Raw genomic sequence first — 25,198 nt, 5'->3', positions numbered from 1 at the left:
GTTACTCACCTCCGTAATAGACCCAGCGGCCCGACGTTTTTAACAGGATGAACGTAATCAGCAGCACGATGATGAACAGAATCCAGGCGAGCGCCGAGGCATAACCCATCTTCAGAAAGACAAAGGCTTCCTGATACAAATTGACCGCATAGAACAGCAGCGATTGCTCCGGCCCGCCCAATGAGCCGCTTCCATCCACCTTGCCGCCAGCCAAAATATACGATTCCGTAAAGATTTGAAAGGCGCCGATCAACCCCATGATGAGCTGAAAAAGAATGATGGGGGACAGGGCAGGGACCGTGATCTTCCAGAAGCGGTACCACCAGTTCGCTCCGTCCACCTGAGCCGCTTCATAATATTGCCTTGGCACGCCCTGGAGGGCGGCCAGGAAGATTAAAGCGCCGGCACCCGAGCCCCACAGGCTCATCAGGATAAGGGACGGCTTCGTATAACGCGGATCCAGCAGCCACGCCGGGTCTGTTAAACCCAGGGTGCGAAGTGCCATGTTAACCAACCCGAAGTCGGGGTTCAGCATCCATGTCCACAATAGAGCGCTTGCAACGATCGGTATGACGGACGGAAGGTAGAAGATGGTGCGGTAATAATTGATCCCCTTCACTTTGAAATTGAGCATCACGGCAATCAGCAGTGAGACGGCCAGCGTGATCGGCACGGATATGAACGCCATGAAAAAGGTGTTACCGAGCGACTTATAGAAGCGGTCATCCGCGAGGATTTGCTCGTAATTCTGCAGCCCCACCCACTGGGGAGGGCTGAATAAATCGTACTCGGTCAGACTCAGATAGAGCGAACCGAAGAACGGATAGACGGTAAAAGCCAGAAACCCGATGATCCAAGGAGAGGCGAACGCCAGGCCAAGATACACATAATGACGCTCCTTCCTGGACCAGCCTGATACGGGCTTTCGTTGATTTGCTGTGGAGACTCTCATCTTCGCGATTCTCCTTCCGCTTCAAAATATTTAGGCAGCGGCCCCGCCCAACCCATCGCTGCATTGGACAGAGCCTGCTTGGTTCATCATTTCACCAGCGGCTGAATCTTGGCCTTCACCTTGTCCAAGCCTTCTTCCATGCTGACGGTGCCTCGGAGAATAGCGTCATATTGCGCGCTGAACTCCGTCATGTACTCGTTCGCGTAGGAAGAAGCCGGGAAGGACTTCAGGTTTTCGCTCCCCGAATAGTCGAGGAATTCCTTAAACCCTGGCACATCCTCGTAGAGTGGGTTGGAGAAGGCCGAATTTCGCGTCGGGAGATTCCCGAGGGCAGCCGTAAACTCGGCCATTTGCTCCGGCTCGGTCATCCATTTGATGAATTTCCAGGAAGCGTCCGGGTTTTTGACGCCTTTCGGAATATAGAATACGCTGGTAGTTACATTTCCGGAGTTTTTAAGTTCCGGGTTGCTCTCATCATAAGGAATGGGAGCTATGCCGTAGTTCAGATCAGGCGAGTATTGCTTGATGAAGGTGGGCAGCCATTCTCCGTCAATCGTCATCGCGTATTTGCCCGAGAAGAAGGGATTCTGTGCCGACATGTATTGGCCGAGCCCGGAGGAGAATCGGTCCAGATTATCGGAACCGTATTGATCCCAGATCTCCTTCGAGAGCTTGATGGCCGATTGGATCCCCGGATGATCAGGCGTCACCTGCTGCGTTGCTTCATCATAAAACGATCCGTTAAAGGCATAACTGAACGTATACGCATCCATGCCCGGCCACAATCCAAGCCGCTGGAGGCGGCCGTCATCCTGAGCGACGCTCAGCTTCTTGATATACTCTTTCAAATCGCTTATCGTTTCCGGCGGACCGTCATAACCGGCTTCCTGCAAAATATCCTTGTTGTAGAACAGCATGGACACGTGCATGGCCGTCGGGATTGCATACGTCTTGCCTTCATGCTGGGACGTGCTTAGGGCAGCCGGCACGAAGTCCTTAAGATCGACGACGTCCTTCGCTATATAATCATCCAGCGGCATCATGGCGCCACGGAGTCCCCACGGCACGACATTTTGTCCGAATTGGGATGCGATGTCCGGAGGATTGCCCCCGGTGATCGCGGTAAGCTGTTTCTGGTAATCGCTTTGGGATAAGCCCTTCACTTGAATGTCGGGATTGGCGCTGTTCCACTTGGCAATCAACGCTTCCAACGCCTCCGCTTCCGGTCCGGTCCATCCGTACCAGAAGTCGAGCGTTACGGCATCCTGGGCAGGCGGATTATCGGATGGCTCGTCACCAGCATCACTGCCTGCTTGGGGCGCATTACCGCCCGAGCATCCTGTTACGATAGAGAATAATAGAATAAGGCTCCAGATCCATGATTTCTTCTTCATTCCTCTTCCTCCCCTTGAGCAATCGTGTACAATCGTGCAACGTCATTCATTGAAGTTCTATCAATTCCCTCCCCAACACAGTTGACTAAACAACCGGCCCTGATCCAGTTATTTGTAAGAATTATGGATATCGTAGCATGTAAAAAAATCATTTCATTTCACTATCGTGTTCAAAAATAGGATTATCGTATGGCATTGAACACTCTATTTCATCGCTTGCTTACGAAAGTCGGTGGGAGAGATGCCCGTATACTTTTTGAAGATTCTGCAAAAATAGGAGAGTTCATTAAATCCGGTGGAGTAGCAAACATCCGTTACGGATAACTCCGGCTGCTTCAGCATCATCATGGCCTGCAGAATCCGCAGGTCGGTGAGATAACGGTTGAATGTTTTGCCTGTCCATTCTTTGAAGAGGATGCAGAACGTGGACCTTGATAAATTCGATAGGCTGCATAGATCATTCAAATTCATATCTTCCTGGTAGTGGTTATGGATGTGATCAACGACTCTTGTCATGATTTCCCGGTATTTCTCCGATTTCTCGAATCCTTCACGCAGCAGCTCGCCGTTAACCTGCCGTGCCAGAATCGAGAGAAGCACAAGCAGCTTGGCCTTGAGCGAGATTTGAAAAAAAGGGGTGCGTCTCTCGTATTCGATCAGCATATCCTTCAGGACATTTCGAACCGTTACGTCGGTAACGCTGTCCAGCGTGATTTGGGATTGGGCATTCGTTTCCTTGCGCAGAAAGTATTCCAGAAAGGCCACATCGAAAAAGGCATGGTCTGTCGGCTGTTCCTGAAATCTCTCGTTCACGAAGGAGGGCATGAATTCGCATCCGTAAATTTCGATGTCCTCATCGGGTGAAATGCTTACGCTGTGCAGGGTAAATGGAGGAATAACAAAAATATCGCCTTTGCGTATCTCGTATACCTGTTGTTGGACGGTGTGCAGGAAAGCGCCTTTTGCCACATACCATATCTGAAAATAATCATGGCAATGCGTCCACAGGCTCTGCTGATAGGTCAATTTATACATTTTGCATGGAAGACCTTCCAACATCTCCATCTTTGAGTTAAAATAAACGACACCTGATCCCGTTAGCTCTTCAATATCGACCTGACTCCAATAAATACTCAAATAAATTCCCTCCCCTGTTGATTTCCTTTAGTTTAAGAAAACGCTTTCATTTTAGGTGACAGCCATTTTCTTAAACATGATTATCCCTAAAACATCCGGATCGTGTACAGAATTCCTCCTCCTCCCTGAGAAATATAGGTCACATTATCAGCCTATTTCATAGGGGAACGCGGGGTTGTTTATGAAAATCGTATATTTGGACGGCTTGAGAGGGCTCGCTGCCTTGATCGTGGTGGTATCTCATTTTTTTCAAGTGTTTGCACCGTCGGTTTTTGAGGGGAGGGAGGAGATCGAGCATTTCGCTTTTGAGGGGATTGCGGCGCGAACGCCGTTCAATCTGCTGTTTAACGGCAACTTCTCCGTCTGCCTGTTTTTTGTGCTCAGCGGATACGTGCTCAGCTATCGTTTTTTTGGAACAGGGGACAGGTTCATCGTTTATTCTTCCGCCATCCGCCGCTATTTTCGTCTGGCCGTGCCGGCTTTGGCATCCGTTTTCCTTGCATATCTGATCCTCGTATGGGATCTCGGGGCTTATGACAATATACGCGGGATGACGTTATCTTCGATGCCCGATCCGTTTGCCGCGGACGCCAATCTGCTGGTTATGCTGAAGGAAAGCTTGTTCCATACCTTTTTTACTTATGGCTCGCAGTACAATCCCGTGCTATGGACGATGACGTACGAGCTGTTCGGTTCGTTCATGATCTTCGTTTTTCTGATTGTTTGCGGCCGCCATTGGATTCGTTATGCTGTGTATGCAATCCTCATCTGTTTATTCATCGATTCCTACTATTTGGGATTCGTCCTGGGTATGCTGTTAAGCGATGTAAAGAACAGCGGGAGGGAGCGGCCGGCATTTATTCATCGGTCCTGGATCCAGCTTCTGCTGCTCTGCGCCGGTGTTTACTTAGGCTCCTATCCCTACGTCGCACCGCAAGGAACGGTATATTCGATCCTCCAGTGGGGAACTGCCGATTTCGATTTCTTTGTGTTTTACCATGTAATCGGATCATTCCTGATCCTGATGGTGCTGCTGCGTTCGAGCCGAATGCAGTCGATATTCAGCCATCGTTTTTTTGCTTATTTGGGTAAAATCTCGTTCTCGCTGTACCTCGTACACTTTACGGTGATTTGCTCGTTCGGAAGCTATGTATTTCTGCAACTCAGCCCGTTTCTGGGTTATGGTCCCCGCGTGCTGCTTACCACGATTCTCACGTTTGCGGTTATCGCCGCGGTGGCCCATTGGTTTTACCGGCTCGTGGATGCCCGGATTCTGCTCGGGTTATCCAGGTGGAACAAAGCGTTATTCGCGTCTGGGAAACTGAGAAGACGGGAGGACCAAATACAAACGGAACAGACCATAAAGGCCGACTAAATACAGATTCGGTTACCTCCATCTTGTGAGCGAACAATGAAACGCAAAGAAACCTTCTCTTCCGGGATACCGGCCGGGCTTACGCCCGGTCCATGCCGAGAAAGAGAAGGTTTTCTTTTTGTTTTTTCTTCAGGATCCGCTCGCATGGGTTTGCAACACATGCTGCCTGCGGTATGCGCCCGGCGTCATGCCGACGGCCTTCTTGAATGTTCGGTTGAAGGAGGTAATGTTGAGATAGCCGACGCGCTGGCTGATCTCATTGACGGTCAGGTCGGTGCACGCCAGCAGCTCCTTCGCTTTGTTCATGCGGATGCCGAGGAGGTGATCGCTGAAGTTGAGACCGGTCTTCTCCTTGATATAAACGGAGAGGTAGGCGCTCGACAGGTTCAGTTTGGCTGACAGATAGTCCAGGGACAGATCATCGGCATACTGGTTATGGACAATGTTCATGAACATGGCGATAAGCGGCTCTTCCCCGGTATCCTTTTTCTTGCGGATGAGGGCACAGGAGGCTTCGACGAGCTGACGGAATACCCCTTGGTAATCAGATAAACAATGGCATTCCGCCAATCTTGCGCTCCACTGCTTCAAGGATTGGACGGAGGTTTTGTCAATCTGGGCCATCTCCATATAACTTAGAATTTTGGAAGCCACCGAATCGGCGAAGAAACGGAATTGCGCGATGCCGGCCTCCTTGCGCTGCATGGCTTCAAGCGCTTGGTCGATGATCTGCAGGGAGCGGCCATGGCTGCCGGATTGCAGCGCGTCGAGCAGTCCTTTTTCCTGCGGCGGGCTCAGGTTGACGGTGGTAGGGAGTACCCGCTGCATGGTTACGATCTGCGATTCCTCGAGCAGCGGAGCCTGGGCAGTCAATCCTTTGACCTGATGGTAGGCTTGATTGAATTCGGACGAATCGCTTACCTGGGAGCTGACCGCAATCGTGACCAGGAACAATTCCTTCTCCTCGTTCAGCATATCCTTGATCTCCAGCAGCAATTCCTCCAGGCGGGCCGCTTCCTCCCGTTTGAAGATGGAGACGATCTCGTTCTTCTCGATCTGGAACGTATGGGAGCCCGGATAGCGCTCCGCCGTGATCAGATGAATATGCTCCAGCATATGACGGACGGCCTGATCGGTTTGGAGGGGAAGCTCATAGACCGGATTCATCCGGAACCGGATATGGTACAGAACCACGATGAAGCTTCCGTCATCCGACAGGAAATCCTCCCATTCGCTGATATCGGTATTGATGCTCTTCAACTGACTGATATAAGAGTAACTGGTCAGGACGGACTTGTGTTTGTTCATGCGGTCCCGAATCTCTTCCTTCTCCCGGAACAGCTCCTGAATGCGGTTCTGGATCAGGTCGTATTCCGTGACGCTGCCGGTTTCCGGCATCGCCGAGCTGCTGGCTCTGTTCAGCACGGTCGTCAGGATCTGCTTCACCGGCTTATGCAGCCGCCGGCTGAGGAAATAGGATGCAGCAAGCGCTACCCCGAGCGATAGGCAGAAAATAAGCAGCAATCCGCCGGTTAACCGGCTCAGCTGGGAAGAGACATGGCTGTAAGGTACGGCCGAGACATAGGTCAATCCGTCGGACCCGGCTTCCGCAAAATAGTAGGTCCCATCCTTCAGCACGGCTTTTTGACCGGCCTCGAACGGCGGCAGCTGATCCTGGTTCATGGAGCCCAGCGTGTACAGCACTTGGCCTTCGGCATTCAGAATGGCAAGCGCGCGATCGTTCGACTCGCCGAAGAAGGACTGGGCGGCCTTATCGATATCGATGAGGGCAATGACCTCATATGGACTGTCCGGCTGCTTGTAAACAAAAGGCATCAGCGTTTTCTCGGACAAATCGTTGTTGATTCGATAGGTTGACGCAGGGAGGAGCTTGAAGGATTCCGAATCGCCCGTATAACCGTTCCAGAACGAATAAGGGTACATCGGACTCGTATAGGAACGATTGAACATATAGGCAGCATCGCCGCTCCCGGATTTGCTGAGCACAAAATCAAACTCCCGAAGATAGATCAGGGTGTCCTCCAGAAAGAACAGCGGGTTATAGATATCGCTCCGCATCTGCATCATCACATCTCGGGCCTTCAAGTAATTGACTTCGTTTCCGGTCTGGTGGCGAAGCTGATTATTGAAGCCGATTAATTCGGACTGGTTATATATATCGAACATTAATACCTGCAGCCTGCTGAATTGGTTGTTGAACCGTTCTGCCGTATCGTGAACCGACCGTTGGCTGTTATCGATGATTTCTTTTTGCAGGCTGGTCTTGAAGAGCTGGAAGATAACCGCATAGAACAATCCGAATAACACGATGATGGCCAGAAAGCTCAGAAAAATTTTAAAGAATACACTGTGGCTTTTATGCCGGATCCAATTCACAGTCTTCCCCCCTTTGTATTTTTCTGACGTTCCAGGTTTCATAACATTATATAGGACAAGTATTAAGGAATGTGCCCGAATCGTGTTAATCTTTCGTAAAAATGGGATAGTCAATATTTTAGATTTTAAGCATTGCTTTAGGAAAACGCGGCTTCCGCCCTTCCATCCAATGAAAGGCAAGACATCATTAAAATGGTCAATACCCCTCATGCGTTCGGGTCGTTTATGATGCAGACGTGGACCTTGGGACACACGAAGACGCATAGACGAAAGAGAGGGGATTGCCGATTTTGCAACGTCAGCTAAGCAACGTGGAAGCGCATTCAAAAATTCAAAGGAAAAGTGTCTGGCGAAGAACCATGATGCAGATGCGCAGAAACTGGCAGCTATACGCTTTATTTGCACCGGTTCTGTTGTACTTCATTGTATTTCATTATGTACCCATGTATGGCGTCCAGATTGCATTCAAGGATTTTATGGCCAACAAAGGGATCATGGATAGCCCATGGGTGGGCTTCAAACATTTTGAACGCTTTTTTGACAGCTTTTATTTCTGGCGCATTATTAAAAATACGATGGGTATCGGGTTATATGAGCTGGCGGTCGGATTTCCGATTCCGATCATTCTGGCCTTGATGATCAACGAAGCCAGATCGGGCCGGTTCCGCCGATTCGTACAAACGGTAACTTATGCACCTCATTTCTTGTCCACGGTCGTTGTTGTCGGAATGATCATGATGTTCCTGTCGCCGGTAAGCGGCCTCGTCAATTTGATTATCACCTCCTTCGGCGGAGAGCCGATTGCATTCATGACGGAGCCCTCCTGGTTCAAGAGCATCTATGTGTGGTCCGGCGTGTGGCAGGGCATGGGCTGGAGCTCCATCATCTATTTGGCGGCACTCGCCGGGATCGACCCGCAGCTGCATGAGGCGGCCAAGGTGGATGGTGCGGGCTGGCTCCGGCGAATCTGGCATATCAATCTCCCGGGGATCGCGCCCACGATGACGATACTGCTCATTCTGAACATCGGTTCCGTTCTTGGCGTCGGCTTCGAGAAGATCTTCCTGATGCAAAATTCGCTGAATATGGAAGCGTCCGACGTCATCGCCACAAACGTATACCGGAGCGGTATACTGGGTGCCCAGTACAGCTTCTCGGCTGCGGTCGGCCTGTTTAACTCCATCGTCAACTTTATCATGCTGATTACCGTAAACCGGATTGCCCGAAAAGTCAGCGAGAACAGCCTATGGTAAGGAGGAGTGATGGCATATGCCGCAAAGCCGCAGTGAACGAATAGCCGGAGTATTTATTTACATTATACTATCATTTATTACGCTCCTTGTGCTCTATCCTTTATTTTTTGTTCTGATTGCTTCCATCAGCGCCCCGGAAACGGTGATGCGGGGGGAAGTATGGTTATGGCCGAAGGAATTGTCGTTTGTCGGCTACGAGCGGTTATTCGCCAATTCGGATCTCATGCGGGGATTCATGAACACGCTGCTGTATACGACGACGGGAACGGCCTTGAATGTACTGATGACGATCGCAGCTGCTTATCCGTTGTCCAGAGCCGATTTTAACGGCCGCGGCATTTTTACGGCGATCATCGTATTCACCATGTTTTTCAGCGGGGGAATGATCCCGAATTACTTGCTGGTGAAGGAACTGGGGATGCTCGATACGATTTGGGCGATCATTATCCCTTCGGCCGTATCCGTGTGGAACATCATTATTATGCGGACCTTCTTCCAGAGCTCCATTCCGAAGGAGATGCAGGAGGCGGCGTTTATCGATGGAGCTTCCAACATGCGGGTGCTATGGCGCATCGTCCTGCCGTTATCCGGTCCGATTCTGGCCGTAATGGTGCTGTTCTATGCCGTGGGCCACTGGAATTCGTATTTCAGCGCGCTGATCTACTTGTCCGACCGTGCGAATTATCCGATGCAGCTGTTCCTGCGCGAAATTCTGGTTCAGGGGCAAATGCAGGAGATGGTGGATATCAGCGACGATTCGCTGGCTCGCAGCCTGATGGATGCGGAGGCGATCAAATATGCGGCGGTCATCGTGACGAATCTGCCGATGCTGCTGCTGTATCCGTTCCTGCAAAAGTATTTTGTGAAGGGTGTTATGATTGGTGCAATTAAAGGTTGATTACGGACAATCGATGAGGGGGATATGAAATTTATGGTGATGAAAAAATGGACTTCGCTTACATTGGCAGCCGTGCTGGCCGCCGGATTGCTGGCCGGTTGTGGAAGCAAGAGCGGGGAGGGCGCAGCCGATAAGGGCGAAACGCCGCAGGCTAATTTTAACGAGACCGGAATGCCGATCGTGAACGAGCCCCTCGACCTTACGTTTTTCACAGGGAAGTCGCCAACGAACGGAAGCAAATTCGAGGAAACCCTTGTATGGAAAACCTACCAGGAAATGTCGAATGTAAATGTGACCTGGAACCTCATTCCATTCGATACGCTGACCGAGAAGCGGAACCTGGCGCTTGCAGGCGGGGATTATCCGGATGTGTTCTATTCCGCAAGGGTCAGCTCCGCCGAATTGACCCGCTATGGGGAACAAGGAGTATTTATACCGCTGAACGATCTGATCGATCAATATGCTCCGAATTTCAAAAAGCTGATGGAGCAGTACCCGGATATTCGAAAAGGATTGACGATGCCGGACGGCAATATCTATTCCCTGCCTTCTTTCTATGATCCTGAGCTGCTCTCCATGTTGATTGGCACCCCGATATGGATTAATCAGGAATGGCTCGATCAGCTTGGGATGAAAGAACCGCAGACGACCGAAGAATTCTATGCCTATTTGAAGGCGGTCAAGGAAACCGATCTGAACGGCAACGGACAGCATGACGAGATTCCTTTCTCCTCCACAGGCATTACCGGGATCATCGATCATTTGAAAGGCTCTTGGGGACTTGGGACGAGCGGACTTGGCCATAAATTAGTGGATGTCGATCCGGACACTGGGAAATTGCGTTTTACCAAGGCCTTGCCGGAGTACAAGGAAATGCTTCAATTCGTCAACAAGCTGCACCAGGAAGGACTGCTCGATAAAGAGATCTTCACGATTGAAGGCGGCGCGTTGAATGCAAAAGGGCAGGAGGGCCTGCTCGGTGCCACGATCGTGCCGAATCCGGAGATGGTCATGGGACGCAAAGAATACATCGGGCTCGGGGCGCTTAAGGGACCGCACGGAGACCAGCTCTATTCCCACGTCAAAGTACCGATGGTTCACGTGGGTGCATTTGCGATTACCGATAAGAACCCGAATCCGGAAGCAACGATCCGTTGGATGGATTATTTCTACGGGGATGAGGGAGCCCAATTCTATTTCATGGGTAAAGAAGGAGAGACTTACACGAAGAACGCGGACGGTCAGCTGGAATATGTGAAGGAGATAACGGAGAATCCAAACGGATTAACGCAGGATCAGGCATTGGCCAAGAATTTCACTTGGCTCGGGGGCAGCTATCCGGGCTTTGTGCGGGAGAAATGGTTCAAAGCTTCGGAGACGCGTCCTAACGCCATGGCCGCTGCCGAAAAAGCACAGCCGTATGCCGTGAAGGAGATCCTGTACAACTTTAACTTTACATTGGAGGAAACGGACGTCATGACCTCGATCGGTAAAGATATCGAGGATTACGTGAAGGAAATGGAAGCGAAATTCGTGAACGGCTCCGCCTCGTTCAGCCAATGGGAAGAGTATGTGAACACGCTCAACAAGATGGGATTGGACCGATACATGGAAGTTTACCAGGCCGCCTATGAGCGCTATCAGGCGGAATAAACGACAAATATATAAATCCAGGGCGCGATTCGGGGGATTCCCGGATCGCGTTTTTTTATTTAATTGGTGAAATCCCAAAAGGGTGAAGATAAAGCGTACAACAAGCTGGGGAAAGCGGCCCGTTCAAGGAAACATCCTTGCTAGCGGACCGCTTTTGTCGTGGTTTTAGTCGAGGTGAATCAGAGTTCTTCCACATGGATGGTACAGAACAGCAGGGCGCTCCTGCCGGGCCCCAGCACCTGCATGCCGGTGATTTCCGGATCCATCCCCAGGTTGAAGGCATTGGTGGCGCAAGTATAAGGCTCGGGACATAGATAACCGCTCGCCCCATCGCCATTGTGCAGCACCCAATGTTTGAAGGCGTCATCCGCGCGGTAGGTAACCCTGAGGCCAGCCCCCGGATCGGTTAATACGGCTTCGTTACGGTCTTCCGGCATGGCAAGGAACAGATCATCGAGCGGGAACTGACTGACGGAAATGCCGTCCCGCAGGCCTCTGCTGCGGAAGTCATGAGCGAGCTCCCCGGTCGGCAGCACCCGGTCGTTAAGAACCCATCGTTTCCCGACAGGCGCCCGCAGCGTGCAGCGCTCCTGAGCTTCCGCATCCCCGAAGGGAAAGCGGAAGGTGGTATGATACCCCAATCCCCATGGAAAAGAGTGTTTGCTTTTGTTGCGGATTTCTGCCGTCTGCCTGAACGAAGCGCCGTCAATGCTCATGCGCAGAAGGATCGAGAACTCATGCGGAAATTGCGACATGACCGCAGGGCGGCCTCTCGAAGAGAACACGGTTTCGATCACGGCCCGATTCCCCTTGGTCCAGCAGCGTCCGACTTCCCATGCTTCGTCATGAACAAGTCCGTGCGCATGATTGTGATGCTGCGGCTCATTGATGCAGAATTGATAGGGGCGGCCTTTAAAGGTAAAGCTGCCGTTCTCGATCCGGTTGGGCGGAAATAAGACAGGCATACCGTATAAGAAGGGTGTCCGCTCATATTCCGTCATGGATGGCGGCGTGCGCAGCAATTCGGTGTCCGATGGTTTCCAGCGCAGCGAGATGACTCTGCTCCCCCATCCCGGAACCACCGTCATGGATAAGCGATCATTTTCGGCCCTCACTGCAGGCATGTCAAGAAAAGTGCATGATTCAACCGCTGGGCATGCCTCCATGTCACACCTGCTCAACCTGTCCGCTTAAGACGGAGCGATGGATGGCATGTACCAGCTTGGTATTCAGCAAGCCGGCAGCTGCGCCCGATTCGGGCATCGTATCCAGGCGGATATGATCGACAAAGGAATGGAGCATATAATGGGGCGCCGCGGTATATTGGCCGTTGATGGGCGTGCCGAGCGTATGGACATGACTGTAGACGCTGCCGCCCTTACGGACCATTTGATCGGATAAGTCGACATACAATGCCCCGTCCTCGCCGATGATCTCGACTTTGAAGTCATAGATCAGCGGCATCGACTCGGGCAGCACCCAGCTGGTCGTGAATGCTGCATGCGTGCCATCGTCGAAGGATACGATCGTTTGCATGGAATCGTAGGTGTCGATCCCCATCCCGGCCAATTTCTTCTTCGTCCCTACCGCGTAGACGCTGACCGGCAGAACCCCGCTCTTCAGCCATAAGGCAATATCCGTCGCATGCGGGAATAGGAACCAGCCCGGCGTGGATTCCCCGGCCCATTTCAGCATTTTGGTAGGCACGTAGATGGTGTCATTCAAGCGGGTGTTGATGGTCAGAATATGGCCAATGTCCCCATTCCGGACGGCTTCCTTAACCGCAACGAAAGGAGAATTCCAGCGATTCTCGAATGCGACGAGGCATTTGATGCCCGCTTTCTCTACCGCGGCGTACATTTCCTCGGCCTCCTCGACGGAGGTGGAGAAGGGTTTTTCGACCATGATATGGATGCCTTGCTCAGCCGCGAGCATAACGGGCTTTTTATGCAGGAAATCCGGCGTGGCAATCACGATGGCATCCAAAGTCTCGCTTTCGAGCATATCCTCAACTTGCAAATAGCCGGGAACCCCGTATTTCTCTATGCTTGCGTTCAGGGTAGTTTCATAAGCGTCGCTGACCGCGGCCAGCTCCGCATAAGGATTTTGGCTGAGGGTATCGGCGAACATGCTGCCGCGAATCCCCATGCCTACGATTCCGAATTTGATCATTGTGACCCCTCCTTGAATGGTTAGCTTTATTTAACGGCTCCGGCGGTCATTCCGCTGACCAGATGCTTTTGCAGCAGCCAGAACGCAATCACGATCGGAAGCGTGGTTATGACGGAGCCCGCCATGAGGTAATCCCAGTTGACGACATACTGTCCCTGAAAGCTGGCGATGCCGACCGACAGCGTCCATTTGTCGTAATCGCTGATGAACGTCTGGGCGAACATAAACTCGTTCCAGCTGGTTAAGAAAGAGAAAATGCCGGTTACCACGAGCCCGGGAAGCGTGAGCGGGAGCAAAATCCGGATAAAGGTTGTGAAGCGGTTGGCACCGTCAACGCTGGCAGCTTCATCGATGGACTGGGATACGCTGTCGAAGTAGCCCTTCAGCATCCAGGTACAGAACGGTACCGCAAAAGTGGTATAGGCAATGACGAGACCCAGATGGGAGTTCAGCAGATTGTAATCCTTCATGATCAGGTACAGCGGAATAATGAGCAGCGAGCCGGGGAGCATCTGCGTCAACAAGATGATATATCCGAGCGACATCCGTCCCCGGAAACCGAACCGGGACATCGCATAGCCGCCAAAGGCGGAGATGATAAGAGAGAATACCGTCGTTAGCAGCGAGACAAACGCCGTATTGCCGAACCATTTCATAAAGTTGGCGCTGTCGTCCGCATGGGGATTCAGCATGCCCTTGTACCCCTCCCAATGAAGCTCTTGAGGAAGATACGTCAGCGGCGTACTGTAGATTTCGGCCTGAGGCTTCAACGAAGTCAGGATCATCCATAGGAAAGGGGATACGGCAAACAACGAAATGAGAACGGCGCATGCATATACGATGATTTTGCTGATCCCTTTGCTCATGACATCTCACCTGCCTTCGTAGCTTTCATGTACATCACGGTGAATACGATGGAGATGGCCAGCAGGATCATCCCCGCAGCGGAAGCCAAACCGAAGTCAAACGATTTGAACCCTGCCCTGTATATAAAAATGGTCAGTATTTCGGTTACCCGGCTTGGTCCGCCCCCGGTGAGGACGTAGACGATGCCGAAATCCTTGATGGTCCAGATGATCAGCAGCAGGAAGACGATGACGGATACGGGCTTTAACATCGGGAAGGTAATGCTGAGAAACTGGCGCCATTTCGAGGCACCGTCGATTTCCGCCGCTTCGTACAAGCTTTTGGATATGCTCTGCAGACCGGCGAGCAGCATGATGGCGGCGAACGGGAAGCCCTTCCATACATTGACGAACATGGCTGCCCAGAGCGCGGTGTCGGCTTCGCCGAGGAAAGCGACCGGATTGGACAACAGGTTGAGCTTCAGCAGGAGATCGTTGATCACGCCGAATTGGTAATCATACATCAGAATAAATACGAGACAAGCAACGACTTCAGGGACGGCCCATGGGATGATCACCAGCGCTCTTACGAGCCCTCGGCCCTTAAAGGGAATGTTCAGCAGGACGGCCGTACCGATTCCCAGCAGGAAACGCAGAACCACCGTCACGATAATGTATAGAAAGGTAATGCCCAACGATTTCAGGAAATGCCCCGACTGGATGGCTGCTGCATAGTTGTCCAAGCCTACGAAGGGATTGCCTTCGGCAATCGGCTTCGCAACCTTCCAGTACTGCACGCTCATGAGCGCCGATTTCAAAATCGGATAGAGGAGTACAAGAGCAACGGTAATGGCCAGCGGCGCAATAAATAAATAGGCGGCTGTATTTTTTTTGAAATGCCGTTTTTCCTCCAGCCATAATCGCTTGGCCTTCGAAGCTCTCTTCAACGGCAAGGGAGTTTGCCTGCTTGTCACATCCGTTCGCGTTGGATTCATTCCCCCACCTCCTTATGATGTAAGTGCCACCCGGCCGTGGGGCCGGGGCAGCTTCAATCGTTTGATGTTTTCGAATGCCTCTTAATGCATCGTGTCTTTCATCTGCTCAGCCGCGCTATCCAGCGCCGTCTTGGCGTCTTTCATGCCGACGAACATCTCCTGCGCGGCATTGATCAGGATTTGGGACAGGGAGCCGAGTTCAGGGATGGGCGGGTCCATCACGGCCGGGGCGTATACATTCTCCTGGAAATCGAAGAATTGGGCAGCCAGCGGATTCTCCGTTTTGTATTCTTCGGATTCGGCGTATTCCTTGCTGCTCGGAATCATGCCGGAACCGGCGATAATTTGCTGCGCTTCCCGGGAGGTCATCCATTCAAGGAATTCCCAAGCTTCGTCAGGATGCTTGCTGTCTTTGGAAATCATCGACACGATCGGATAATTGTGCGGGTTCGGTTTATAGGTTTGACCTTCGTATACGACGGAAGGCTGCGGCATGAGCCCCAGGTCGTCCATTAAAGCTTCATCGCGTTCTTTGGTCATGCCGATAAACCAGGGACCATCCATCATCATGCCGGCCTGGCCGTTCCAGAACATCTCGCGGCTGACCTTCTTGTCGCGGGTTCCCGGAGGCGTGGCCTGCGGGTTCTTGATCAGATCCTGCCACCACTCCGCCGCCCAAACGTTGGGTGCGGAATTGACGTTAATCCGGTCGGCCTCGTAAGGGCCAGCTTCGCCGTCCGGGAAGTAAATGCCTCCCGATACGGGACGAGCGAGCAGCCGGTACCATTCCGAGGCGATAAAGGGATGGGTGCCGATGACGCTGGAGAACCCGTATTGTCCGTCTTTAAAACCGCCAAGCTGTATGGCTGCTTCTTTGAAATCATCCATCGTTTGAATGGAGGCCGGATCGATTCCGGCGGCTTCGAACATCGATTTGCTGTAGAAAATGCCGGTTGATCCCCATGCGTAATTGGATAAGGCATAATAAGAGCCGTCCACCTTGCTCAGTTCCTGTCCGACAAGCTTGTCCTCAAGTCCGCTCGCTTGAATCTTCTCGTCGAGATTCACGAAGGTGCCCCCGCTCTGCAGCGCATTATAGGTGGCGATATTCTCCGGGTATACCTGAACGATGTCGCCCTGCGTACCTGCCAGAATCTCGGTGGTCAGTTTATCCCAGTAATTCTCGTAGTCTGTTCCATGAACTTTGATGGTGACGTTAGGGTGGGTTTCATTGTATTTGGCAATGAGTGCATCGATTGCCTTCTTATGAGGTTCTTCGGCGTATACCGACGTCTCGAACGAGATCGTAATTGGATCGCCGTCGGACGGGGCGTTGCTTGCGGAGGCCGGTTCCTTGCCACCCGAGCAGGCGCTTAATACGGTTGATAACGTAACGGCTGCAGCGATCAGCGCCGTCCATCCCTTTTTCTTTCTGTTTCTGTCTACCATTGCTAGTTCATCCCCTTCTGGTTTTTTGGATATGATGGAAAGCGCGGTGAGGCGCCGTTCCTTGCCCTTAATAAAAACACCTGCTGCCAGGCCAGACAACAAACACTTTTCACTTAACAAACCGAAAGGCGAATCTAGTGTTAGTGTAAACGTTACCGCGATGGCAATTTAAATAACACTGGAAAATGTATGTAATATAAATCACAAAAAACTTTTCTCTACCCGGAACTATTTTCTACTTTGCGCCCGATGGGAATGGCTGCGCGGGCAGGAGCCGCTACGGCATAAACGGGAAAAGGCCGAGGGACCATATGATGTCCTTCTCGGCCTTCGTTTGATGTTTAGGTTCTGTGCCGTTTTATTTGCCTTTGCGGTAATCCATCGGGGGGACGCCGGTAATTTTTTTGAAAGTCCTGGCAAATGAAATCGGGCTGCTGTAACCGACCCTCTCCGTAATTTCCTGTACAGACAATGCGCTTTCCGTTAGGAGCCGTTTCGCTTCCTGGATTCGTAAATCAATCAAAAAGTCCACGAATTTCAAGCCGTACTCTTCCTTGAACAATCTGCTCAAATATTTGCCGCTGATCCCGAACTTGTCCTGCAGGTAATCAAGGGATAGTTCCGCCTTCGTATAATGCTTTTCAATATAAGCCTTAACCTCTTGGACGAGGTTTCCCTGGCTTCGCAGATTCCGCTGCGTATCCAGCCGTTCGGCAAATTGCTCCAGAAGCTGAAGCACCATCTGCGTCCAATCCTCCGGCAGGTCGATTTCTTTTTGAACCCGGTCGAGTGCCGGCATCGTTTCTGTTTTCCAGAGCAGGTAGTATTCGTCGTTCATTCCGGAAGCCGTTTTGTTCAGGTGGTAGGTCAGGTAATGCAGCACGCTGCTTGCGCCCCGGCGCGATATGCCTTCTTCCAGCATGTTCTGAAAGAGCGCCTGCATTTCCGTCTTCCACTTGGCTTCTTGGAGTCGGAAGGCGTCAACGATCCGGTCAACCTTTTGAAAATAATGAAAACTATGATCCTTCGACAAGGGATCGGACGAATAAGGAATGATCATGGCACTTCGATTGACGGGCTTCGTTTGCAGGGCATCCAATGCCTCATGGTATGAATCATGCAGATTGTCCGGATGCTCGACCGGCTCCCCGAGGCCGACGGATAAGGTGAACGATAAGGCATCGGCAAATCGGCGCTGGCATTCTTCCGCGAAGGAGAGGGCCTCGAATGCCAGCTTCTCCGCTTCTGGCGATATGACCAGAATGCAAGCAAGCTGGTGCAAGGATACCCAGAGCAGCTTCACCTCGCAGGCATGATCCGACGCCGCTTCCAGGATGATGGTTTCGATGGCTTTTTGCTGAGTGCCATGCTGCATCTGACCGTAATTTGCGCTCCACTCGGAACGGTGATCCACTTCCAGGACAAAAACCAGCTGCTTGCCAAACAGCACGGGCAGGCCATGCTTGGCCGATTCCTTCTCCCATTCCTTCAAATCGAAGGAACGCGTCCCTTCCAGCAGCTCGTACACGAAAAAATTTTGCTGAGCCTTCAAATCCTCCTCGAACTGAAGCTGGAACCTTGCGTTCTGATCAATCATGTTTTGCAATTTAGAATTGATGAACGTAAATTCGTTTTTATGGATTTCCTCCGGGGCGTCCTCCTTGGAGGATAGCTGCTGCAGCTGGTTGACCAGGCGCTGAATGGGCCTGTAATTTTGCAGCGTCACGTAGACGATCCAGGCGACCGAAACGGCACAGAGAAGCAAACCGGCAATAAACCAAATATTCGATAGGCTGATGATGAAATTGAAGGTATCCGCTCCTTGAACGCTGCTAACGATGCGCCAGCCCGTATAGTCGGAATTCGCTTCCGACTGAAGGGCGCCGTTGCTGGCTCCGCTCCTGCTGACGGGAGTCTCCGATTTTGCCATATCGAACACGCTGTTCCCTTGTGTATCATATAGGCTTAGTATGCGGGAAGACGGGTCATGCATTTGAAGAAGCATTCCCTGCAGGGCGTCAGCGCTTACATTAACGACGATTAACCCATGATGCTTGGAGAAGATGGAAACGCTGCGCGTCAATGAGACGACGGGGACCCCTTTGTCGGACGGCAGCTCCTTGTACAGCCTGGTATCCGACCAATGGCTGTTGGGTGCTTCCAGCTTGGAGCGGATGAAGGCGTTATCGGCATATTGATCCAAGGAATAGCTTGTGCTTTCATTGAGGACTTGATTATGATCCGCTTGAACCATGTAAATGGAATGAATCAGAGGATTGGTCATTTTTAAATCGCGCAACAGATTCATCACGTCCACCTGAAGGGGCAGATCCTTTTCCGTGCTTCTGGAGAAAAAGGAGATGACCTTTCGATTGCGCAGCATTTCAAGCGAAATTTTCTGATCCAGGGAAGACAACGACGTATCGATCATCAGCATCGCTTGCTGGGTTACGTAAGCATTGGAACGCTCGGCATCCTTTCGGTTGCTTTCGCTCAATGATTGGAAAAAGACGAAAAATAAAAAGGCGGGGACGATCAGAAAAGCAGGGATATACAGCATAAGCATCCGCGTAAACCAGTTACGATTCATGTTGGTTCCTCTTTCCTAGGCAAACATAAATGATATGCACACGTTATGGCCTTCGAATAGTCATGAATAGATCTTCGGCTGTTTTTCTTGTGAAGTGTTTGTGTTACAAATAGCAATTCTTTATGTTAGTTTATCAGACATCATGTCGATTTGACTACAATATTGTCGGAAATGTGACAAGGAAACATGATGCATGGTGAATTTTTCCATTAAACATGATAAAATTCAAGAAACGTGTTCAACCGAAGACTTGCGTTGTATATCCGACATACTAATCGATAGAAAATGGAGGAGGACGCAGCCAATGGAGCCAAAGACAACTTTCAGCGATATTCCCAAAGGGTTCGCGGCGTGGTTTTTTAAGCAGAGGCGCAGATATACGTCAAACAAGAAGATCGAATGGATGGTTGAGCGGCTGTTCCAAGGTCTTCTTATCGTTTGGGGGATCATTCTCATTCGGTGGTTCATCCTGATCACGGTTGCAACGATGCGGCATTTCGGGGTTTTTGATTGAAGTATGAGATGATCCGAGGCTGGCGCATGTTATAAACAGGTACCGGAATACATATGGAAGAAAAGAATAAGCAAGCCGCCAGCTCGAATGCAGCTGCTGCTCTGGGAAGCCCGACTTGGAGGTCGAGGCTTTTTTTGTTGCATGGAGCCATTTTACATAAACCGCGACTGATATTGAGCATCCGTTAACACTTCCTCCTTACACTTGAATGTAAATAAGGTAGAAGAGGGGATATGGAGTTGAAGCATAAAAGCATGAAAGTAGTTTCGCTGTTGATGGCAGCGGAAATCACGATGGCCTCTCTGTTTTCGGGGGGCAGCGTGTATGCTGGCGAGGGGCAGGAATTGCTCCAGACCGCCAGCATGGAGACGACATCACAAGATGCAGCTATTGCTGCCGTGGATTTGGGCATGACCGATATGATCTTTCCGGATGCATATGCGGAAGAGCCGTATGCGGTCACCGTAGATGTGTATGGCGGACAAGCGCCTTATACGTTCTCGGCGACAGGTTTACCGGCAGGCTTGACCCTTGCATCCGATACGGGAGCCATTTCAGGTACGCCTGCGGCTGGACAAGAGGGCGAGCATACGGTTGAGGTAACGGTGCAGGATAGTGCAGCCTTACCTGCTACGGTCCAATCGGTTGTGAAATTGCAAATATTGGGCAAGCGTCCATCACCTGTGGCCGACAAGCTGGCCATGAAGATGATCGGACATTATTCCGTAGGTACTTCCAACAAGGATGGCGGCGTTGCGGAGATTGTAAAATACAACAAAGATAATGGGAAGCTCTATTTGGTTAACGGATCGACCCAGCCGGCCAGTCTCGAAATCGTGTCTCTAGGCGCCGATGGCAGCTTGGTTAAGGACAAGCAGATCCATGTAGAAGATTTGGCGAACACGGGCGGTTTCCTGTATGGAGACTTGACCAGCGTGGATATCAACACCAAGACGAAGCAGGTCGTGGTTGCCGTTCAGGAGCAGGATCATACGAAAGCCGGCAAGGTCCTGGTGCTCGACTATGACGGCGGCTTGACCGGATCCTATGAAACCGGCGTTCAGCCGGATATGGTCAAGTACACGTCCGATGGCCGTTATATCCTGACGGCGGATGAAGGCGAGCCCCGCACGGAGACCGCACCGGATCCGGAAGGAAGCATCACGATTATCGATACTTTGGCTGGCGAAGTAAGCCATTTGAAGTTCGATGACCCGTCGATCATTGACGATCGGGTGCATATTCGCGGGAATGTGGAAGCGGACGGGCAAATTCGCAGCACCGGAACGAAAAACGATGCCGTTCATGATCTGGAGCCCGAATACATCGCATTGTCGGAGGACGAGCTGACAGCGTATGTGGCCCTGCAGGAAAACAATGCGATAGCCGTGGTCGATATCGCCTCGAAGCGGATTCAATCGGTCCGGGGGCTCGGATATAAGGATTTGAGCCAGCCAGAGAATCAACTGGATCTGCTCAAGGATGGACAAATCAAGTTTGAGAATGTTCCTTTTTACGGCATGTATATGCCGGACGGAATTGCGACCTACAGCGTGAACGGGCAGCAGTATATTCTGTCCGCGAACGAAGGGGACGCTACCGGCTGGGATGACCGAAGCAATGAAAGCGACATCGGCAAAATGAAATCCAATCTGGATCCATCGTCGCCGGCAGCCCAATTCCTGGCTGGCAAAGGGACAACCTATGACAAGGTTGAAGTTGCGAGCGATATGGGCAGTGAAGGGCTGTATCTGTACGGGGGGCGTTCCTTCTCCATCTGGAATGCGGCGGATTTGTCCCAGGCATACGACAGCGGCAGTGATTTTGAGAAGATTACGGCGGAGCGCTTGCCGAATCATTTCAATGCAAGCAATGACAAAACCGATCTGGACAGCCGCAGCGCCAAGAAAGGCCCGGAGCCGGAATATGTTGCCGTGGGCAAGGTCGGACAGAAGACGCTGGCTTTTGTCGGACTGGAGCGCATTGGCGGCGTCATGACCTATGACGTAACGGATCCATCCGCTCCGGCGTTCCTGAACTACTTCAACTCGCGGGATTTCAACGGAGGCATCCAATCGGATTCCGGACCGGAGGGACTGGACTTTATTCCGGCTTCGGACAGCCAAACAGGACGCCCGCTGCTGCTGGTTGCGAATGAAGTTAGCGGAACGGTGGTGCTGCTGGAGCTTCAGGTGACCAAAATTACGGTGGATAAGCCATCGCTCACGTTGAAAACGGGCGGGTCCCCGGAACCGTTGCAAGCAAGCGTTGAGCCCGTTCAGGGCGGATCGGCCGAGCTGGCTTGGCGTTCCTCCGACGAAACGGTAGCCGTCGTGGACCAAAACGGCCTGGTTACGCCGGTATCCGCAGGTGAAGCCGTGATCACCGTCCTGAGCAAGGATGGCTACGGTTCGACGGAAGTATCGGTTAACGTAACGGACGGTTCGCCGGATGGAGAACCGTGGAAGTTAACGGTGATGCATACCAACGACACCCATGCGCATCTGGCGGAAGTGGCCAGACGTGCAACGCTGGTTCAGGAGATCCGCAGCGAAGGCGGAAACAGCCTGCTGCTGGATGCAGGGGACGTCTTTTCTGGCGATCTGTATTTCACCAAATGGTTTGGGCTGGCTGATCTGGCCTTCATGAACTATATGGGTTATGACGCGATGACGTTCGGTAATCATGAATTCGATCAAGGCACCAAGACGCTTGCGGATTTCGTGAGCAAGGCGCATTTCCCGCTCGTCAGCGCGAACGTGGATCTTAGCCGCGACGCTAACATTTCACATCTGATTAACAAGCCGGCGGTTATCGATACCGATCAGCCCAAGACGACGGCAAATAGCGGGGTATATCCATACGTGACACTGCTGGTTGACGGCCAGAAGGTCGGGGTGTTCGGCTTAACGACCGAAGATACCGCGGAAACCTCCAGCCCGGGTAAAGACGTGGTCTTCCGTGATGCGGTGACCTCGGCTCAGGCTACCGTTGAGGCGATGGAGAAGGAGGGGCTGGACAAGATCATCGCCCTGTCCCACCTGGGGTACGCCAAAGATCTGGCGCTGGCCGAAGCCGTCGAAGGCATCGACCTCATCGTCGGAGGTCATACCCATACGACGCTAAACGCGCCGGAAGTGGTGACGGACAGTCAGCATCATACCCCTACCGTCATCGTCCAAGCGAATGAGTGGGGCAAGTTCCTCGGCCGGGTAGATCTGCAGTTTGATAAAAACGGCGTCGTTCTCGTGGGAGACGGCGAACTTGGCGGGAAGCTGATCCCGGTAGACAACACGGTCCAGGAAGACACGCAAGCGAAGGATATGCTGGCTCCTTATAAAGCGGAATTGGAAGAACTGATGAAGCAGGTTATCGGCATTGCCGGAGTCGAGCTTGACGGCAAACGCGAGAATGTCCGCTCCAAGGAGACGAATCTGGGCAATCTGATTGCGGACGGCATGCTGGCTAAAGCCAAAGAGCTGAAAAACGCCGATATTGCCCTCACGAATGGCGGAGGCATCCGCGCCGCGATTGATGAAGGCGATATAACGATGGGCGAGCTGCGTACGGTGATGCCTTTCGGAAATACGCTGTTTGTTATGGACGTCACCGGACAGCAGCTGAAAGACGGGCTGGAAAACGGAATAAGCGGTGCCAAACTGGCGGATCTGCCAGGGAAGTTCCCGCAAATCGCCGGGATGAAATTCAAGTGGGATCCTAGCGCTCCGGCAGGAGATAAAGTGTTCGACGTACAGATCATGAAAGACGGCAGCTACAAACCTCTGGTATTGACCGAAACGTACCGGATGGCAACGAACAGCTTTGTAGCCAAGGGCGGAGATGGATATAAATCCTTTGCCGATGCGATTGCCGAAGGGAAATACAACGAGGATCTGGGTTACCCGGATTATGAAATTTTCATGGAGTATGTGAACAAGCTGGGCGGTAAGGTATCGCCGAAGGTCGAGGGCCGAATTACGGAGCAGAAGAAGCCGGCGAATCCTGGCGGCGGCTCTTCTCCCGGATCAGGATCAGGCGGTTCGGGAGGCGGCACGGTAACGCCGCCGACAACGCAGCCTAATCCTCCTGCTACTGGCGGAAATGCATCCGAGCCAAACGTGATGACAGGCAATAGTTTGAATATCAGCGCTGCTTCAGGCGGAACGATGGACCGCATTACGGTAAAGGAAGAGGCGTGGAAAAAGGCCGTAAGCGGCTTGTCCGCGAACGGGCAGCAGGAATTGATTATTCGGGCTCCTGAATTGAACCGTGCCGCGGAGCTGTCCCTTCCCGCAGCAGGCCTGAAGCAGGCCATGGAACGGAATCCGAAGGCAACCCTGGTGCTGGAGACCGCACTTGGAGCCTTCCGTCTTCCGATAACGGCTTTGCCTCTGGATGAGGCTCTGGAGACGGCACAAGGGTCGGGCGGCATCCAGGTGAAGGTGTCGGTGGCTCCCGCAGCAGGCAAGGTAGCGGACGCTATGACAAGCAAGGCCACTTCCATGGGCGCCTCGTTGGCAGCCAATGGAGGACTGCGGTTCGGCGCAGCGGTTGGAGCGCCTGGCGCAGAGCAGGAACTGAAGGATTTCGGGAAGCGCGTCATCAGCCGTATCATGCCGCTGCCGACAGGGATGAATCCGGATTCGCTTGCTGCCGTCATTTATGACGAAGCGGCAGGAACTTTCCGGTTTGTACCGGCCGTAAGGACGACATGGAACGGTAAAGCGGCGATCGAAGTCAAGCATGCCGGAAACGGCGTTTATGCGCTACTGCAATACAAGAAGACGTTTGCGGATCTTGACGGCCACTGGGCGCAATCGGAAATCGAATCCATGGCTTCCAAGCTGCTCGTGAACGGAGTCAACGCGGACTCCTATGCACCGGGCAAGGCGATCACGCGAGCTGAATTTACGGCCATGCTCGTCCGTGCGATGGGGCTCAGCCCGGTCATCGAGAGCGGTGCATTCAAGGATGTTCAGGATCATTCCGCGTATGCCGGCGAGATTGGCGCAGCCTCGCGCTACGGCTTGATCGAGGGCGGCAACGGCGGTGCCTTCTCGCCGAATGCCAGCATGACCCGATCGGAAATGGCTGTAATGATCACCCGGGCCATGGAGGCGGTGAATCCGGCAGACCTATCCAACCAGGGTGCGAATGCCGCTGCCGGATTCAAGGATCAGGCATCCATCCCGGCATGGGCGGCTGCCCATGTGGCCAGTCTTACTAAGCAAGGCATCGTACAGGGTGACAACAACGGCAATTTCGGAGCACTCGATTCGGTCACGCGTGCGCAAGCAGCACTCGTGCTGAAGCGTACTTTGGCAGCGTTGGAGTTTATGAGCTAATCGAAGCAGGATAGCATTTCATGCGATTAGACCGTTCTTAAGGTGGATTGAAACCTTGAGGGCGGTCTTTTTGCATACTCAGGCAGATGACGATCGGTTAAAGCCAAGCGATCAGGCATCCATACATTTAATAAGGGTTAGAAATAACAACCTGTTAACGATCTGATAAGGATCTGATAAGGATGGAGTTCATGCGCATTGAATCTGAATATACATATTGGAAGTGGAA

General features: G+C 52.2%; 16 protein-coding genes. 6 read left to right on the top strand and 10 right to left on the bottom strand.

Going from position 1 to position 25,198, the window contains the following annotated elements; translation table 11 throughout:
• Nucleotide 1: 1 nt before the first annotated feature.
• The 3 genes from RB298_RS32480 to RB298_RS32470 all read right to left on the bottom strand — a co-directional run bounded on the left by RB298_RS32480 (nucleotide 2) and on the right by RB298_RS32470 (nucleotide 3,483).
• Complete coding sequence (locus RB298_RS32480; RefSeq protein ID WP_012819401.1) at nucleotides 2-952, bottom strand: carbohydrate ABC transporter permease; 951 nt, start codon at nucleotides 950-952, stop codon at nucleotides 2-4.
• Nucleotides 953-1,038: 86 nt separating this feature from the next.
• The gene (locus tag RB298_RS32475; RefSeq protein WP_486050410.1) at nucleotides 1,039-2,346 is read right to left on the bottom strand and encodes an ABC transporter substrate-binding protein; all 1,308 of its coding nucleotides are present in this window, start codon (nucleotides 2,344-2,346) and stop codon (nucleotides 1,039-1,041) included.
• 204 nt (nucleotides 2,347-2,550) lie between these two features.
• On the bottom strand, nucleotides 2,551-3,483 hold the full coding sequence (locus tag RB298_RS32470; RefSeq protein WP_090910641.1) for a helix-turn-helix domain-containing protein: 933 nt from the start codon (nucleotides 3,481-3,483) through the stop codon (nucleotides 2,551-2,553).
• A 181-nt stretch (nucleotides 3,484-3,664) separates the two neighbouring features.
• Here RB298_RS32470 and RB298_RS32465 point away from each other — a divergent pair, with 181 nt between their 5' ends.
• On the top strand, nucleotides 3,665-4,858 hold the full coding sequence (locus tag RB298_RS32465) for an acyltransferase family protein (protein ID WP_486050586.1): 1,194 nt from the start codon (nucleotides 3,665-3,667) through the stop codon (nucleotides 4,856-4,858).
• Between the two features lie 129 nt (nucleotides 4,859-4,987).
• Here the strand turns inward: RB298_RS32465 and RB298_RS32460 are convergent, their stop codons facing one another.
• Nucleotides 4,988-7,255 (bottom strand): helix-turn-helix domain-containing protein, encoded by a 2,268-nt coding sequence (locus RB298_RS32460; RefSeq protein WP_486050408.1) that lies wholly within the window; start codon nucleotides 7,253-7,255, stop codon nucleotides 4,988-4,990.
• A gap of 362 nt (nucleotides 7,256-7,617) precedes the next feature.
• Here RB298_RS32460 and RB298_RS32455 point away from each other — a divergent pair, with 362 nt between their 5' ends.
• From RB298_RS32455 to RB298_RS32445, 3 genes are read left to right on the top strand one after another with little or no spacing between them, the layout of a single operon-like run.
• Nucleotides 7,618-8,508 (top strand): ABC transporter permease, encoded by an 891-nt coding sequence (locus RB298_RS32455; protein ID WP_254778116.1) that lies wholly within the window; start codon nucleotides 7,618-7,620, stop codon nucleotides 8,506-8,508.
• A gap of 16 nt (nucleotides 8,509-8,524) precedes the next feature.
• Nucleotides 8,525-9,406, top strand: a complete 882-nt coding sequence (locus RB298_RS32450) for a carbohydrate ABC transporter permease (protein ID WP_009595368.1) — start codon at nucleotides 8,525-8,527, stop codon at nucleotides 9,404-9,406.
• A gap of 33 nt (nucleotides 9,407-9,439) precedes the next feature.
• A complete protein-coding gene (locus RB298_RS32445) occupies nucleotides 9,440-11,059 on the top strand; it encodes an extracellular solute-binding protein (RefSeq protein WP_486050406.1) in 1,620 nt (539 codons plus the stop codon).
• A gap of 179 nt (nucleotides 11,060-11,238) precedes the next feature.
• On the opposite strand, the gene RB298_RS32440 is transcribed toward RB298_RS32445, so the two are convergent.
• The 6 genes from RB298_RS32440 to RB298_RS32415 all read right to left on the bottom strand — a co-directional run bounded on the left by RB298_RS32440 (nucleotide 11,239) and on the right by RB298_RS32415 (nucleotide 19,110).
• On the bottom strand, nucleotides 11,239-12,183 hold the full coding sequence (locus RB298_RS32440) for an aldose 1-epimerase (protein ID WP_375120916.1): 945 nt from the start codon (nucleotides 12,181-12,183) through the stop codon (nucleotides 11,239-11,241).
• A gap of 43 nt (nucleotides 12,184-12,226) precedes the next feature.
• Entirely contained in the window at nucleotides 12,227-13,231 is a 1,005-nt protein-coding gene (locus tag RB298_RS32435) for a Gfo/Idh/MocA family protein (protein ID WP_192569458.1), read from the bottom strand.
• 26 nt (nucleotides 13,232-13,257) lie between these two features.
• Nucleotides 13,258-14,097, bottom strand: a complete 840-nt coding sequence (locus RB298_RS32430) for a carbohydrate ABC transporter permease (RefSeq protein ID WP_096775230.1) — start codon at nucleotides 14,095-14,097, stop codon at nucleotides 13,258-13,260.
• A complete protein-coding gene (locus RB298_RS32425) occupies nucleotides 14,094-15,071 on the bottom strand; it encodes a carbohydrate ABC transporter permease (RefSeq protein WP_176502481.1) in 978 nt (325 codons plus the stop codon). The genes RB298_RS32430 and RB298_RS32425 overlap by 4 nt, the downstream gene beginning before the upstream one ends.
• An 81-nt stretch (nucleotides 15,072-15,152) precedes the next feature.
• The gene (locus RB298_RS32420; protein WP_486050403.1) at nucleotides 15,153-16,520 is read right to left on the bottom strand and encodes an ABC transporter substrate-binding protein; all 1,368 of its coding nucleotides are present in this window, start codon (nucleotides 16,518-16,520) and stop codon (nucleotides 15,153-15,155) included.
• Nucleotides 16,521-16,878: 358 nt separating this feature from the next.
• Nucleotides 16,879-19,110 (bottom strand): helix-turn-helix domain-containing protein, encoded by a 2,232-nt coding sequence (locus RB298_RS32415; protein WP_486050402.1) that lies wholly within the window; start codon nucleotides 19,108-19,110, stop codon nucleotides 16,879-16,881.
• A 304-nt stretch (nucleotides 19,111-19,414) separates the two neighbouring features.
• On the opposite strand from RB298_RS32415, the gene RB298_RS32410 reads away from it, so the two are divergent.
• Together RB298_RS32410 and RB298_RS32405 are read left to right on the top strand one after the other, a co-directional pair.
• Entirely contained in the window at nucleotides 19,415-19,624 is a 210-nt protein-coding gene (locus tag RB298_RS32410) for a hypothetical protein (RefSeq protein ID WP_009595353.1), read from the top strand.
• A 233-nt stretch (nucleotides 19,625-19,857) separates the two neighbouring features.
• Nucleotides 19,858-24,969 carry a choice-of-anchor I family protein gene (locus tag RB298_RS32405; RefSeq protein ID WP_486050400.1) on the top strand — a complete coding sequence of 1,704 codons (5,112 nt, stop codon included), beginning with the start codon at nucleotides 19,858-19,860 and terminating at the stop codon, nucleotides 24,967-24,969.
• The last annotated feature ends 229 nt before the right edge of the window (nucleotides 24,970-25,198 follow it).

Origin of the sequence: Priestia sp. BR_2, assembly GCF_041954005.1 — a bacterium.
Taxonomy (GTDB): Bacteria; Bacillota; Bacilli; order Paenibacillales; family Paenibacillaceae; genus Paenibacillus_AQ; species Paenibacillus_AQ lautus_A.
Note: the sequence above shows the minus strand (reverse complement) of the source record. Positions and strands in the feature narration are given on the sequence as shown.